General features: G+C 61.6%; 12 protein-coding genes. 4 read left to right on the top strand and 8 right to left on the bottom strand.

Annotated elements, in window-relative coordinates:
• The first annotated feature begins 185 nt into the window (after positions 1-185).
• Positions 186-1073, top strand: coding sequence for a hypothetical protein (locus B5P46_RS10125; RefSeq protein ID WP_129418536.1), 888 nt, complete (start codon positions 186-188; stop codon positions 1071-1073).
• Here B5P46_RS10125 and B5P46_RS34365 read toward each other — a convergent pair whose 3' ends face one another.
• The 6 genes from B5P46_RS34365 to B5P46_RS10150 form a co-directional block, all read right to left on the bottom strand.
• Positions 1074-1232: a hypothetical protein gene (locus B5P46_RS34365; protein ID WP_164902133.1), complete on the bottom strand. Its 159-nt coding sequence runs from the start codon at positions 1230-1232 to the stop codon at positions 1074-1076.
• Between the two features lie 44 nt (positions 1233-1276).
• Positions 1277-1468, bottom strand: a complete 192-nt coding sequence (locus B5P46_RS10130; protein WP_129418537.1) for a hypothetical protein — start codon at positions 1466-1468, stop codon at positions 1277-1279.
• 131 nt (positions 1469-1599) lie between these two features.
• Positions 1600-2502 carry a uracil-DNA glycosylase gene (locus B5P46_RS10135; RefSeq protein WP_129418538.1) on the bottom strand — a complete coding sequence of 301 codons (903 nt, stop codon included), beginning with the start codon at positions 2500-2502 and terminating at the stop codon, positions 1600-1602.
• Between the two features lie 69 nt (positions 2503-2571).
• Positions 2572-3864: an Hsp70 family protein gene (locus B5P46_RS10140; RefSeq protein ID WP_129418539.1), complete on the bottom strand. Its 1293-nt coding sequence runs from the start codon at positions 3862-3864 to the stop codon at positions 2572-2574.
• A gap of 217 nt (positions 3865-4081) precedes the next feature.
• Complete coding sequence (locus B5P46_RS10145; RefSeq protein ID WP_129418540.1) at positions 4082-7198, bottom strand: efflux RND transporter permease subunit; 3117 nt, start codon at positions 7196-7198, stop codon at positions 4082-4084.
• The gene (locus B5P46_RS10150) at positions 7195-8502 is read right to left on the bottom strand and encodes an efflux RND transporter periplasmic adaptor subunit (RefSeq protein WP_129418541.1); all 1308 of its coding nucleotides are present in this window, start codon (positions 8500-8502) and stop codon (positions 7195-7197) included. The genes B5P46_RS10145 and B5P46_RS10150 overlap by 4 nt, the downstream gene beginning before the upstream one ends.
• A gap of 289 nt (positions 8503-8791) precedes the next feature.
• Between B5P46_RS10150 and B5P46_RS10155 the strand changes: the two genes are divergently transcribed.
• A complete protein-coding gene (locus B5P46_RS10155) occupies positions 8792-9670 on the top strand; it encodes a phosphotransferase family protein (protein WP_129418542.1) in 879 nt (292 codons plus the stop codon).
• Between the two features lie 9 nt (positions 9671-9679).
• Here the strand turns inward: B5P46_RS10155 and B5P46_RS10160 are convergent, their stop codons facing one another.
• Positions 9680-10468 carry an SDR family oxidoreductase gene (locus B5P46_RS10160; RefSeq protein WP_129418543.1) on the bottom strand — a complete coding sequence of 263 codons (789 nt, stop codon included), beginning with the start codon at positions 10466-10468 and terminating at the stop codon, positions 9680-9682.
• 251 nt (positions 10469-10719) lie between these two features.
• Here B5P46_RS10160 and B5P46_RS10165 point away from each other — a divergent pair, with 251 nt between their 5' ends.
• Complete coding sequence (locus tag B5P46_RS10165; protein ID WP_129418544.1) at positions 10720-12384, top strand: electron transfer flavoprotein-ubiquinone oxidoreductase; 1665 nt, start codon at positions 10720-10722, stop codon at positions 12382-12384.
• 135 nt (positions 12385-12519) lie between these two features.
• The gene (locus tag B5P46_RS10170) at positions 12520-13134 is read left to right on the top strand and encodes a L,D-transpeptidase (protein WP_017959713.1); all 615 of its coding nucleotides are present in this window, start codon (positions 12520-12522) and stop codon (positions 13132-13134) included.
• An 81-nt stretch (positions 13135-13215) separates the two neighbouring features.
• Here B5P46_RS10170 and B5P46_RS10175 read toward each other — a convergent pair whose 3' ends face one another.
• Complete coding sequence (locus B5P46_RS10175; RefSeq protein WP_129418545.1) at positions 13216-14121, bottom strand: DMT family transporter; 906 nt, start codon at positions 14119-14121, stop codon at positions 13216-13218.
• Between the last annotated feature and the right edge of the window lie 78 nt (positions 14122-14199).

The following is a 14199-nucleotide window of genomic DNA, read 5'->3' on the forward strand; positions in this document are numbered from 1 at the left end:
CGCTCAAAGAGTGAAAAGAATGGTGAATTCTTGGGATACCGTCGGCCTGTGGAATATGATTGTTGAACATGAGAGAGTATCATTTATTCCAAGCTGTGCATGTCTGAATGGCCGCTGATGCCGGAGGAGCTCTCGGTATCGTTGCTCCGAACGCTGGCCGGCGAGCGGGGGTGGAGAAAAGCATAATGGCATTCACAGCGGAGCAATTGGTGGGGAACTCTTCCTTTCTGATGAGCATTCGCTTTTTGGCTGGGCAGATGCGCGGCATGTTCGATGCCGGTCCGCGGCTGGCGCGACTGCTCGCCTCCCATCAACGCTGGCTTCTGACCCAGACTGCCTATGCCCTCCACCTGGAATATGATCCGCGCGACCCGACGTCGGGTTTCACTGCCGTTCGGCTGACCGCGCGTATCACCGCGCATAAGGTGGCGAGCCGCAACACCGTGCTCGCCTTCATCGAAGAACTCTATACCTACCGCTTCATAACCCATACGCCCGGCGACGAGCGGCGGCGGCCACGTCATTTCGAACCGGCCGACGTCAGCCATCAGGGAATGTTTGCTTGGCTTTTCTCCAATCTCGGCGCGCTCGACCTGCTCGACGGCGGTCAAAGGGCAGTGTTTTTCCAGGCAAATCCATCACTGATGCGGCTCATTCAGCCGCGCATTGCCCGCCATTGCCTCGAAGATGCCGCCTGGCGCGAACCGCCGGAGCAGGTGGCGCTGTTCCTCTGGACGGAAGCCGGCGGCCTCGTCGTCGACAACTTCATCGCCCGGATGGATGTGGCCCGGATGGATATGGAAAGCAGTGAGTCGGGGCGGCTGTCCGTCGGCCGCGTCGAAACCCGCGCGCTCGCTGCCGATTTCATGATGTCGCGCACGCACCTGCAACGGCTGCTGGCAAAAGCGGCGCAGCGCGGCTGCGTCGGCTGGCATGACGAGCCGCGCAAGACGCACCTATGGATATCGCGGGATTTCGTCGAGGAATATTGCGCCTGGCAGGCGGTCAAGTTCGCCTATGTCGACGAAGCCTTCGAATGGGCGAAGGCCCAGATCGAGGAGATGGCCATTTGATCAGAGAACGATCGCCGCTGTACCTGCGCCAATGCGGGATCCGGCATCAGCCGGCTTGACCGAAAGCTCGCGCTCATATTCCCGCGCGGCGCAGACCGCGACGCGGATGTGCTCGAAGGTTTCGATGTTGCGCAGAAGCGATATCAGGATCGTCGACATGTTGGGTACTCTTGACACGAAAGGGCAGGCGAAGCGCCTGCCGCTCAATATTGCTGGAAGTCCGAAAAAATGGCGTTCGGGCGCGCCGTACGGCTGTTGATGCCGGTGCCGCGGGCAATCATCTGTTCGTTCGTGGCAAAGCCGAAACGGCTGTAGCCTTGAGTGGAACGAACCTGGTCGCCGCCGAGGCGAAGGGTTTCAAACCCGCTATGGATAGGACGAAAACGCTTGTTCATGGCCTTGGTTCCTGTGATTCCTCCCAAGACACAGCTGATATTGCGATGCAGCATAGATTCCGCAATGCGTCACGGCGGGATGCAGCCATGCGAAAAACGCATAGATTGATTCACAAATTATTCAACTTTGGCTAATTTCTAAGCAAAGAGAGGGACTTAAGCTTCGCCTGAAAAGCCAGCAGGTCATTCCAGGCCAGCCGCTTGTTTACAGGTGCGGTTAACAGATCCTGCGGATGAAGGCTGGCTATGGCAGGAATGACACAGTCCGCAGCGGCAATCTCCTTCCAACGGCCGCGCAACCCGTGAATCGTATCGTTTTCGCCGAAGAAGAAGCGCGCCGAAAAATTGCCGAGCAGGAGGATCGCCTTCGGTTCGGCAAGCGCGATCTGCCGCTCGATGAAGGGGCGGCAGATGTCCATTTCCGCCGCCGAGGGCGCACGATTGCCAGGTGGTCGCCAGGGGATGACTTGCGTCAGCAGAATGGCTGAGCGCGTCAGCCCGATCGCTGCCAGCATCTTGTCGAACAGCTGACCGGATTTTCCCGAGAAGGGCATGCCCTCGCGATCGTCTTCGGCGCTCGGCGCCGAGCCGATCACCATGATCCCGCTTTCGGCATCGCCGCTGGCAAAGATGGTCGAGCGGGCGCTGTGCTTGAGGTTGCAGCCGTTGAAGGCTTCGATCGCGGTCTTGAGCTCGACGAGCGATCGCGCGGTTTCGGCGACGAAGCGCGCCTGCTGCACAGCCTCGCCATCCGGGATTGCCGGTTGCGGACCGGGCGCTGCGCGTTCGGCAGGTGCTGGGCGTGCCGCTGCATTCGGGCGCACCTGTGCCTGACCTGGGGCAGGGCGTTCCCCAGCGGCGGGACGTTGCTGCTGCGCCTGTGCCGCCGGCGGGCGGCGGGCGGCCTTCATCGCCTCGAACTCGGCGAAGCGGTCGATCGCCTCTTCCTCCAGCAGCCATTCCACGCCGGCATCGGCATGGAAATGCAGAAGCGCTGCGAGCTCGGCTAGGGAAAGGTCGTTGGCGGAGATCATGCGGACAAGCTTAGCGGAGTGACAGGGGCATTGAAAGGGCGGGCGGCCGATTGCCCGACCTTGCCGACTCTATTGCACAGTCCATTGCGCGATGTCGTCGCGTTCGCCGATCAGCGCCAGGCCATGGGCGATCGACAACAGCTCGCCGCCGCTTTCGATCCGGTCGCCCTCGAAGCGTTCGGTAAAGATGCGGCGCACCGCCGGCACGAAGGAGGTGCCGCCGGTCAGGAAAACCTTGTCGATCTCCGACGGTTTCGTCTCGGTCTTGTCGAGCACGTCGTCGAGCGCGCCTTCGATGCGGGCGAGATCATCGGCAATCCAGCCTTCGAAGTCGCTCCGCTTGATGTTGCGATGTCCGCTGCGGCCAAGCGGCGCGAAATCGAAAGGCGCTTCCTCTGATGCCGAGAGCGCCATCTTCGTCGCCGACACCGCCTGATAGAGCGGGTAGCCCTCGTCATGATCGATCAGGTCGATGAAGATTTCGAGCTTTTCCGGTTCCAGGCTGGTGCGCACCAGCTTCTTCAGATCCTCGAATTCGCGCGTCGACTTGAAGATCGACAGCTGGTTCCAGCGGCCGAAGCTGGAATAGTAGTTGGACGGCACTTCGAGGATCTTGTCGAAGCTTTTGAAATGGCTGCCCTTGCCGATCAGCGGCGCGACGATGTTGTCGATCATCCTGTAGTCGAAATGGTCGCCGGCGACGCCGACACCTGAATGGCCGATCGGCGTTGCCGTCAGCCTGCCGGCGACGGTCTCGAAGCGGATCAGCGAATAGTCGGTGGTACCGCCGCCGAAATCGGCGACCAGCACGGTGGCATCCTGCTTCAGGTTCTGCGCGAAATAGAAGGCGGCGGCGACTGGCTCATAGACATAGTGGATTTCGGGAAAGCCGAAGCGCGACAGCGCCGCGTTGTAGCGCTCGGTCGCCAGCGCCGGATCGGGGCTGGCGCCGGCAAAATGCACCGGCCGGCCGGTGACGATGCGGCTGACATCCGAAGGCCAGTGGTCGCCGGCATAGTTGCGCAGCCGCCGCACGAAGATCTCCATCAGATCCTCGAAATTATGCCGCTTGGCGAAAATCAGCGTGCCCTGGAACAGCGCGCTCGCCGCAAAGGTCTTGATCGACTGCAGAAAGCGACATTCGCCAGGATTGTCGATGAATTGGCGGATCGCCGCATGGCCGGCCTCCACCTTCAGCGCCGAAGCGCCGAGCTGCGCATCCTTCATGAAGGAAAGCGCCGTGCGCATGCTGTCTGCCGTACCCTCCGTGCTCGTGAACGCCATCGAGCGCGTCGCCCCGCCATCCGCCATGGCGAGAACCGTATTCGTCGTGCCGAAGTCGAAACCCAGCGCCTGAGCCATGCCCGCACCTCTTCATGCCGATTGTTATTGGAGACGGAGCATCGCTCCGCGAGGGCGTGCGAACGCCCGGATCAAGGAGGGCGGGTGATGCCACAGAGGCGTGACACATTCAAGAGGAGCGGAAGTTGATGTGATCGCGGGCGCACTTCTTCTCCCGGTTGGAAGAAGAAGTGCGCCGCAAGGGTCAATCGGCAATGCCGAACTCAGAGGGCCGTCATCACTCGGCAGCCATTGCCCTTGCCTCCTGCACCTCCGGCTCCTCGACCTTCTTGTGGCCGATGAGGCGGCCGAGGAAATTGCCGAAACGGTCCATCTCGACGAAGATGACCGGGGTAATGAAGAGCGTCAGCATCTGCGAGACGATCAGGCCGCCGACGACGGCGATGCCGAGCGGCTGGCGCAGTTCCGAGCTTGCGCCGGTGCCGAGTGCGATCGGCAGGGCGCCGAGCAGGGCGCAGAAGGTCGTCATCATGATCGGCCGGAAGCGTCGCACGCAGGCCTCGTGGATCGCCACCGTCGCCTTTTCGCCCGTCGTGCGCATGGTCTCCACCGCCACGTCGATCATCATGATCGCGTTCTTCTTGACGATGCCGATCAGCATCAAGAGGCCGATAAGGGCGATGATCGACAGGTCGAAGCCCATGATCTTCAACGCCAGCAGCGCACCGAAGGCCGCCGCAGGCAAACCGGAAAGAATGGTGAGCGGGTGGATGAAGCTTTCATAGAGCACGCCGAGCACGACATAGATGGTCAGCACCGCCGCCAGGATGAGGTATGGCGTATTGCCCTGAGACTGCTCGAAGATCTGCGCTGTACCGCCATAGGAGGTGAAGACGTCGGCCGGCATGCTCATTTCCGTCTTGATCTGGTCGATTGCCGCGGTCGCGTCGCTGAGCGATACTCCTTCCGGCAGGTTGAAGGAAACGGTGGTCGAGACGAGCTGGCCCGTCTGGTTAATGGTCACAGGGCCGACCGTGCGCTCGACATGCGCGAAGTTCGAAAGCGGCACCAAGCTGCCATTGGCCGAGGCCACACGGATTTCCGAGAGCTTCTGGTCGTCCCAGGGTTTACTGGTGTCATATTCGACGATGACGTCGTAGCTGTCGCCGGTCGACTGGATTTCCGCCGCTGCATATCCGCTGAAGGATTCCTGCAGCGTCGTGCGCAGCGTGTCGTTGTCGATACCGTAGGCGGAGGCCCGCTCGGTATCGATGACGATATTGGCCTGCAGGGCGTTGTTCTGCGCGTCCGACGTCACGTCCGTGAAGAGGCGATCCTTGCGCATCGCCGCCTGGATCTTGCCGGCCCACAGGTTGGTCTGGTCGGCGTTCAGTGCCTGCACGACCAGCTGATATTGGCTGGCCGTCTGGCGACCGCCGAAGCGTAGGCTCTGGTTCGGCGTCACGAAGGCCTGCAGGCCGGGGATCTTGTTGATCGCCGTGCGCAGCTCGCGCAGCGTTTGGTCAAGCGGCGCACGGTCCTTCTTGTCCTTGAGTTCGACGAACATCGAGCCGTTGTTCTGCGGTTTGTTCGGGTTGCCGCCGATCGTCGACATGACGTGGTTGACCGCCGGGTTCGCCTTGACGACGGCGGCCGCCTGTTGCTGCAGCGCTTCCATGGCGGAATAGGAAATGTCCTGCCGGGCCTGCGTGCTGATCGTCAGGCGGCCGATATCTTCCTGTGGGAAGAAGCTTGTCGGCAGCGTCATGAAGAAATAGATCGTCAGTGCCACCGAGGCGAGGAAAACGCCGAGGATCGTGGGGCGGTGGCGAAGGCACCAGCCGACAGCCCTGTCATAGCCACGCAGCGTTCGCTCGAAGCCGGCATCGAAGATGCGGATGATGAGCGGCGGGCGGCTCTGGTGGTTGGACAGACGCGAGGCGAGCATCGGCGTCACGGTTAGCGAGACGATTGCCGAGGAGATGATGGCGATGGCAACCACCATACCGAATTCGTTGAACACGCGGCCGACAACGCCGCCCATCAGCAGGATCGGGATGAAGACCGCGATCAGCGAAACCGACATGGAAATGATGGTGTAGCTGACTTCGCCCGCACCCTTGATCGCCGCTTCCCGCACCGGCATGCCTTCCTCGACATGGCGCAGGATGTTCTCGAGCATGACGATGGCGTCATCCACCACGAGCCCCACCGCGAGCGTCAGCCCGAGCAGCGAGATGTTGTCGATACTGTAGCCGAGCACATACATCATGCCGAAGGTCGAGATCAGCGACAGCGGAACGGCAAGCCCGGGAATGATCGTTGCGGTCGCATGGCCGGTAAAGAGGTAGATGACGAGAACGACGAGGCCGATCGTCAGGAGCAGCGTGAATTTCACATCGGAGATGGCATCGCGAATCGGCTTTGCGGCGTCGTTCATGACGACCGTGTTGACCGAGGGCGGGATTTCGGCGTGAAGCTGCGGCAGCTTGGCGTTGATCGCATCGACGACATCGACCGTATTGGCATCAGGCTGGCGCTGGATGGCGAGGATAATGCCACGCTGGCCGTCATACCAGCTGCCGGTATACTGGTTCTCGACGCTGTCCTGCACGTCGGCAATATCGCCGAGGTGGATCGGCGCGCCGTTCGGATTGGCAATGACGAGCGAACGGAATTGTTCGGCGCTGGTGCTCTGCGTGTTGGCCGTGATGGTCATGCTCTGCGAATTGTTCTGCAGCGTTCCTACAGGCTGCTGGCTGTTGGCGGCAGCAAGCGCCTTGTTGACGGTGTCGATGCCGATACCGCGGGTGAGCAGCTTGTTGGGATCGACCTCGACGCGGACGGCATAGGTCTGTGCACCGTAGACGCTGACCTGGGCAACGCCGGGAAGTGTGGAAAGCGACGGCGAGATGATGTTCTCGGCGATGTCGTCGAGCTTGCTGCGCGGCATGGTGTTGCTCTGCACGGAGAGCAGCATGACGGGCGCATCGGCCGGGTTCGTCTTACGATAACTCGGCGGCGTCGTCAGATTGTCGGGCAGTTGCCGGGTGGCATGCGAGATCGCCGCCTGCACGTCGGCTGCGGCCGCATCGATATTCCGGCTGAGGTCGAACTGCAGCACGATGCTGGTGCTGCCGAGCGAGCTGGAGGCGCTGATTTCGGTGATCCCGGGAATGGTCTCGAACTGCTTGATCAGCGGTGTCGAAACCGAGGTTGCCATCGTCTGTGGCGAGGCGCCGCTCAACTGCGCCGAAACGTTGATGGTGGGAAAATCGACCTGCGGCAACGCTGCGACCGGTACGAGCTGATAACCGGCAAGACCGGCCAGAATGACGCCGATGGCAAGCAGCGTCGTCGCGACGGGGCGCTGGATACAGAAATTCGGGATCATTGCTGAGCTCCCACCGCGATCGTCTCGGAGGTCTGCTGTTGCCGAGGCTCTTCGGCGGAGGCGACATCAAGCGCCTTTTCGTCGAACTGCTCGTTGATCGCCTGCTGGTCGCTGAGCTGGCCCTGGCCCTCGACGACGACGTGATCGCCTGCCTGAAGACCTGATTCTATGGCGGTGAAGCCGCCATTTGCGCGGGCAACGGTAACGGCCGTCAGATGCGATTTGCCATCCTTGGCGACGAAGGCGAAGAAACCCTCCGGGCCGGGGCTGACGGCAACCGTCGGCACCACCACCTGCTGTTCGTCATTGTTGAAATGCACGACGATGTTGACCGACTGGCCGGGCCAGAGCGCACCGGAGGCATTCTCGAATTTCGCCTTGGCGAGGATCGTGCCCGAGGCCGTATCGACCGTGTTGTCGTAGAAGCTGATCTCGCCCTTTCGCACTTGCCCCTTGGTGGAATTGGGGGCGGTGCTGACCTCGACCGGACCGGCTGCCAGAGCGCTCTTCAGCTCCCGCAGGTAGCGTTCCTGCAGGTGGAATTTGACATAGATCGGATCGTATTTCGCAATGGTGACGATTGCCGAGCCGGCACTGAGGAAAGCGCCCTTGCTGATGGCGATATCGCCGAGCCGGCCGTCGAAGGGAGCGCGGATGTCGGTGTTCTCGAGGATGATCTGATCGGAGGCAAGCGACGCCTTGTCGGCGTCAACAGTGGCTGCGGCGGTATCGCGGGCGGCGACTGCCTGGTCGAGGCTCTGCTGGGTGCCGGCCTTCTGGTTGAAGAGATCCTGCGCGCGCGTCAATGCGGTCTCGGCTTCCGAAAGGGTTGCCGCGTCGCGCACGATCATCGCATTGTCCTTGTCGACGGTCGCCTTGGCCGTGCGGTCGTCCAGCTTGGCGATCAGGTCGCCGGCTTTCACGGTTGCCCCATCCTGCGCATCGATGCTGACGATCAGGCCCTGTTCCTGTGCGGCAATCGTCGTATTGTCATCGGCATCGGCCCAGCCGGTCGCCGTCACATCCATCGGCAGCGTCGTTTTCACGGCGGCGACGGTCTTGACGACGGTTGGGCCGCCGCCGCCGCGTCTGCGCCCGCCGCCCTGATGTTGGCCACCGTCTTGCGCCTGATTGGCCTGCTGATCGGCCTGTGTCTGCTGCCCGCCGCCATTGCCGCCGGCCGGCTGCTTGATGAACTGCGAGAGGTAGGGAATTCGAGAGGCATAAGGGCTCAGATTCCCGAATTGCCAGACGCCGATGGTGGCAATTGCGATAACGCTGACGGTGATCCAAAATTTCTTCATGGGCGAGAACCGGTCTTGAGCAAGGTTGCAAATTTTATGCTCTGATTGAGCTGCTTATATTGCGGCGCAAAAAAGACATAATTCCCGGTGCGCGATCACTAAGTGGTTATAACGGCTTAAAATTTTGTAATGAATATTCCGTAATATTCAAACTATACTAATATAGAGCCAGTGTAGTCCGATGCCGACTGACGGCGGCGGCGAGGGTGGTTCGCTAGGTGCCGAAGCCGACCCGTATGCCGTGCATCGCGCGGGAAGAACGCGGAAAAACCAGAGAAGGCAGGTCGTCATGACTGAGTTGGACGCCAGCGAGTTTCGCTCTCTCATAACAAGCATATTTCCTGAACTCACGGCCTCCGTCTTCAAGCTGGCGGCGAAGGGCTGGGATTCGCTTGCCGTCGACGTCGATGACACGCTGATCTTCAAGTTTCCGCGCCATTCAAGTGCGGAAAGAGCGCTTGTGAAGGAAGCCGCCTTGCTCGATATCGTTCGGCCGTCGCTGTCGATGGCGGTTCCCGACATGCGCATTCACGACGGGCCGCCGATCTTTTCCAGCCATGCCAAGCTCGACGGCGATCATCTCATTGCCGAAGATTACGATGCGCTTGGCGAAGGCGATCGTCAGCGCCTCGCGGAAGATCTTGCGCGTTTTTACGCCGAGCTGCATGTGGTCGATGCCGATCGCATACGATCGGCCGGTGCCGGTTCTGTCCAGCCATGGCAATCGCCCGAGACGGTGCGAACCAAGGCTTTGCCGCTGCTGCCGCCTGACATCAAGAGCTTTGCGCAGGCCATTATTTCGGATTTCGAAGCCTTGCCGCCCGATCCCTACGGCAACATCTACGGCTTCTTCGACGGTCACGGCTGGAACATGGCTTTCGACCATGCGCAAAGGAAGCTCAACGGCATTTACGATTTCGCCGATTCCGGCTTTGGTCCGCTGCACCAGGAATTCATCTACTCGAACTTCATTTCGCCCGATCTGACCGCACGCATCATATCGGCCTATGAAATGCTGACCGGACGCAGGCTCGACCGGCGCCGCATTGCGATCCTGACCGGCTTCCATCGTCTGTCCGAACTCGCCGAACTTGCGGACGATCCGGCTAACGTCGAACAGATGATCCGAAGTGTGGCGACATGGGCGGCGGCAGCCCACGTCGGCTGAGAAGGAATGTCAGACGGATCGTGCCGCGCCGCCGTCGCAGCGGATGAGCGAGCCGGTGATATAGCTTGCCGGTTGGCTGCACAGGAAGGCAGCCGTTGCGGCGAATTCCTCGACCCTCCCATAGCGGCCGACCGGAATGCGCGCTTCCTTGTCGGTGCGGATCTCCTCGAGGCTCTTGCCGGTCCGCTTTGCCGCAGCTCCGTCGAGATCGTCGAGCCGTGCCGTCAGGATGCTGCCGGGCAAGAGCAGGTTGGTGGTGACCCCGAAGCCCGCCACTTCGGAGGCAAGCGTCTTGCTCCAGCCGGCAAGGGCCGGGCGCAGCGTATTCGACAGCGCCAGATTGGCGATCGGTTCGATCACGCCGGATGAGGCAACCGTGAGGATGCGGCCCCAGCCCTGCGCCTTCATGCCGGGCAGCAGCGCATTGGTGAGCGTGATCACGCGCGCGACCATGGAGAGAAAATAGCTTTCGAGCTTTTCGCCCGTCATATCCTCCGTCGTACCGGGCGCCGGTCCGCCGGTATTGTTGACGAGGATATCGAGCGCGCCGAACTTATCCTTCACCGCCGTCGTCGTCATCTCGACGAAGCGTTCGTCTCCGAGATCGGCCCAGATCCAGTCGGCCTGGCCTTTGCCTTCACCATTGATCGCCTTGCAATTGGCCTCCAGCTGTTCGCCGCTACGCCCGCAGAGCAGCACGTTTGCGCCCTCCCGCGCCAGCGCGACGGCGATGCCGAGGCCGAGGCCGCGCGAGGAGGCGAGGACGAGTGCCCGTTTGCCGTTGATGCCGAGATCCATGATTGTCCTCCGATAGCTTCGAGCGATGTATAAGGCGCAAGCGGCGGAAAAGGAAAGGGCATGTGACCGGATCGGCGGCGTTTGATAATTGACGTTGACGTAAGCGTTATGTAATTCTGTCTCACGAGGCGTCATCATTGTGCGAATTGGAAGATTGGCTGTCGTATCCCGGCTCGACAATGCTTTCTCGTTTTGACAAGAAAGTGCCATGACGGGATGACGGCCGCGTGCCGCCAAGCGGAGACGAGTGAATGACCGAGACGACTGAGCTGCCCGAACGCGAGAGCATGGAATTCGACGTGGTGATCGTCGGCGCAGGCCCGGCTGGTGTTGCGGCGGCGATCCGGCTGAAGCAGGTCAATCCGGAACTGTCGGTCGTCGTGCTGGAGAAGGGCGCGGAAGTCGGCGCGCATATCCTCTCGGGCGCCGTGGTCGATCCGATCGGCATCGACCGGCTGTTGCCCGGCTGGCGCGACGAGGCCGATCATCCCTTCAAGACCAAAGTCACCGCCGATCACTTCCTGCTGCTCGGTCCGGCTGGCTCTGTTCGCCTGCCGAATGTGCTGATGCCGCCGCTGATGAACAATCACGGCAACTACATCGTCTCGCTTGGGCTCGTCTGTCGCTGGCTGGCGACCAAGGCCGAAGAACTCGGCGTCGAGATCTATCCGGGCTTTGCCGCAACAGAAGTGCTCTACAATGACGAGGGCGCCGTCATCGGGGTGGCCACCGGCGACATGGGTATCGAGAAGAACGGCGAGCCCGGGCCGAACTATACCCGCGGCATGGAACTGCTCGGCAAATACGTGCTGATCGGCGAGGGCGTGCGCGGCTCGCTTGCCAAGCAGCTGATCGCCAAGTTCGATCTGCAAAAGGACCGCGAGCCGCAAAAATTCGGCATCGGCATCAAGGAGCTCTGGCAGGTCAAGCCGGAAAACCATCGGCCGGGCCTGGTGCAGCACTCCTTCGGCTGGCCGCTCGGCATGAAGACCGGCGGCGGTTCGTTCCTCTATCATCTGGAGGACAATCTGGTGGCGGTCGGCTTCGTCGTCCACCTCAACTACAAGAACCCCTATCTCTATCCCTTCGAAGAATTCCAGCGCTTCAAGACCCATCCGGCGATCCGCGGAACCTTCGAGGGCGGCAAGCGGCTGTCCTATGGGGCGCGTGCCATCACCGAGGGCGGTTACCAGTCGGTGCCGAAGCTTTCCTTCCCCGGCGGGGCGCTGATCGGCTGTTCGGCCGGTCTCGTCAACGTGCCGCGCATCAAGGGCAGCCACAATGCAGTGCTGTCGGGCATGTTGGCGGCCGAGAAGATCGCCGCCGCGATCGAAGCCGGCCGCAGCCATGACGAAGTGATCGAGATCGAGAATGAATGGCGCAAGGGCGATATCGGTCGCGACCTCAAGCGGGTGCGCAACGTCAAGCCGCTCTGGTCGAAGTTCGGCACCGCGCTCGGCGTGGCGCTCGGCGGCTTCGACATGTGGACCAACACGCTGTTCGGCTTTTCCGTCTTCGGCACGCTGAAACATGGCAAGACGGATGCTGAGAGCCTGGAGCCGGCGTCGCAGCACAAGCCGATCGCCTATCCGAAGCCCGACGGCGTCTTGACCTTCGATCGCCTGTCCTCGGTGTTTCTGTCGAACACCAATCACGAGGAGGACCAGCCGGTGCATCTTCAGGTCAAGGACATCAACCTGCAGAAGTCGTCCGAACATGACATCTATGCCGGCCCGTCGACGCGTTACTGTCCGGCCGGCGTCTACGAATGGGTGGAGAAGGACGGCAAGGACGTCTTCGTCATCAACGCCCAGAACTGCGTGCACTGCAAGACCTGCGACATCAAGGACCCCAACCAGAACATCAACTGGGTGCCGCCGCAGGGCGGCGAGGGGCCGGTCTATCCGAATATGTGAGGCGAATTATCCCCACCGCGACAATTCTTGCGTGCTGACGCCTTCGTGATCGCCTTCTTCCGGAGGCTGTTAGCCGTTCGTTAACCATAATTTCCTTAGCTTGCGACATCAAGTTGACGCACTAAGGACACATTCATGACGATCTCCCGCCGGGGCTTCCTGATCGCTCTGCCGCTTTTCGTGGCCGGCTGCTCTTCGACCGGTCTGAACAGTCAGACCAATTATGCCGCACTTCCGGACGAAAAATTCCCGTTGAAGCAGGTGCCGATCGACAAGATCAAGCCGGAGCTCCGCCGCCAGGAAGTGGCCTACGAAACCACGCATGCTGCCGGCACCGTGATCGTCGATACACCCGCCCGCCGCGCCTATTACGTCCTCGGCGGCGGCAGGGCGATGCGTTATGGTGTCGGTGTCGGCCGCGAGGGGCTGGCCTTTGCCGGTAACGCCTATATCGGCCGCAAGGCCGAGTGGCCGAGCTGGACGCCCACCGAAAACATGCAGCGCCGCGAAGAGCGCTATCGCAAGCTCGCCGGCGGCATGCCGGGCGGCCCGAACAACCCGCTCGGTGCGCGGGCCATGTATCTCTATCGCGGTGGCAACGACACGCATTTCCGCATTCATGGCACCAACCAGCCGCAATCGATCGGTCTCGCCATGTCGAGCGGCTGTGTCCGCATGATGAACCACGACGTGATCGACCTCTATAGCCGCGTCGAGGTCGGCGCCAGGGTCGTCGTCATCCAGGCTTAAGCAATACAGAGACGGCATTTCTCATGAAAAAGCCGCCGTAGCGATGCTGCCGGCGGCTTTCGAAGTGTCTGTCCTCGCTGGTTAGCGGCGTGGCGTGGCGATACCTGTCGAAAGTGCCACGCCGATGCCGGTGATCACGGCGGCGCTGATTTCCGTCATGCCGATCGCTTCGCCAAGCAGCAAGCCGCCGCCAAGCGTCGCGAGCACCGGCGTCAGCGCCGTGAAGGCGGCAGCCTGTGTTCCGCCGAGTGTTTTGACGGCGGTGCCGTAAGCGACCATGGCGACGAGGCCGGAAAGAACGCCCTGGCTCAGCACCTGCAGGCCGATTTCCTGAAGTGGAGCCTGTGGCAGCGAGACGCCGAAGATGAGGGCAAGCGCGCCCATGATCAGAAAGGACCAGATGGCGATCAGGGCGCTCGCCTGTACGGCGGTCAGGCCGGAGCGGCGGAAGGCATGCGTATAGCCTGCCCAGAGAACGGCGCCGGCCGGCAGCAGCACGAAGCTCATCCATGGCAGCGAGGCGTCCGCAAGGCTGCTCGTGAGCAGGATCAGCACGCCGGCGACGATCGCAACGAGCCCCGCGATGCGGGTGTTGTCAGGTCTTTCGCGAAACAGCGCAATGCCGATCAGCGCCGCGGCGAGCGGCATCGAGCCGCCGAGCAGAATGCCTGAAGAGGCGGCCGGCGTCGAATGGATTGCCAGCGTGGTCAGCAGGAAGAAGACGGCGCCGGAACCGGACACCATGATCGCCAGCAGGTGCAGCGGCAGCGCCTTCGGCAGCAGCCCCGTCTTCAGCCAGACGGGCGAAAGCACCAGCGCCGGAATTCCGAAGCGGATCAGCCCGATATCGATCGAGCCGAGCGGCGTTGCGGCGCTGTGGCGGGTGACGAGAAACCATGTCGCCCAGATCAGCACGGTAATAGTGCCGCCGGCATAACCCAGTAGCTGCGACGGCGACTTGTCGTTCGTGAATGCAATGGTGGTCATCGTCTTAATCCTTTCCTCCGTCCGGAGCCTGTCCGGTTGAAGAGCAGATTAGCGCCAGAGGCCAAGGCAGGTCCTTGC

This window comes from Rhizobium leguminosarum (assembly GCF_004123835.1).
GTDB classification, from domain to species: Bacteria; Pseudomonadota; Alphaproteobacteria; order Rhizobiales; family Rhizobiaceae; genus Rhizobium; species Rhizobium leguminosarum_M.

Excerpts from the sequence above, each read along its gene's own strand:
- B5P46_RS10125 (WP_129418536.1), top strand. The coding sequence starts at position 186 with ATGGCATTCACAGCGGAGCAATTGGTGGGGAACTCTTCCTTTCTGATG.
- B5P46_RS34365 (WP_164902133.1), bottom strand. The coding sequence starts at position 1,232 with ATGTCGACGATCCTGATATCGCTTCTGCGCAACATCGAAACCTTCGAG.
- B5P46_RS10130 (WP_129418537.1), bottom strand. The coding sequence starts at position 1,468 with ATGAACAAGCGTTTTCGTCCTATCCATAGCGGGTTTGAAACCCTTCGC.
- B5P46_RS10135 (WP_129418538.1), bottom strand. The coding sequence starts at position 2,502 with ATGATCTCCGCCAACGACCTTTCCCTAGCCGAGCTCGCAGCGCTTCTG.
- B5P46_RS10140 (WP_129418539.1), bottom strand. The coding sequence starts at position 3,864 with ATGGCTCAGGCGCTGGGTTTCGACTTCGGCACGACGAATACGGTTCTC.
- B5P46_RS10145 (WP_129418540.1), bottom strand. The coding sequence starts at position 7,198 with ATGATCCCGAATTTCTGTATCCAGCGCCCCGTCGCGACGACGCTGCTT.
- B5P46_RS10150 (WP_129418541.1), bottom strand. The coding sequence starts at position 8,502 with ATGAAGAAATTTTGGATCACCGTCAGCGTTATCGCAATTGCCACCATC.
- B5P46_RS10155 (WP_129418542.1), top strand. The coding sequence starts at position 8,792 with ATGACTGAGTTGGACGCCAGCGAGTTTCGCTCTCTCATAACAAGCATA.
- B5P46_RS10160 (WP_129418543.1), bottom strand. The coding sequence starts at position 10,468 with ATGGATCTCGGCATCAACGGCAAACGGGCACTCGTCCTCGCCTCCTCG.
- B5P46_RS10165 (WP_129418544.1), top strand. The coding sequence starts at position 10,720 with ATGACCGAGACGACTGAGCTGCCCGAACGCGAGAGCATGGAATTCGAC.
- B5P46_RS10170 (WP_017959713.1), top strand. The coding sequence starts at position 12,520 with ATGACGATCTCCCGCCGGGGCTTCCTGATCGCTCTGCCGCTTTTCGTG.
- B5P46_RS10175 (WP_129418545.1), bottom strand. The coding sequence starts at position 14,121 with ATGACCACCATTGCATTCACGAACGACAAGTCGCCGTCGCAGCTACTG.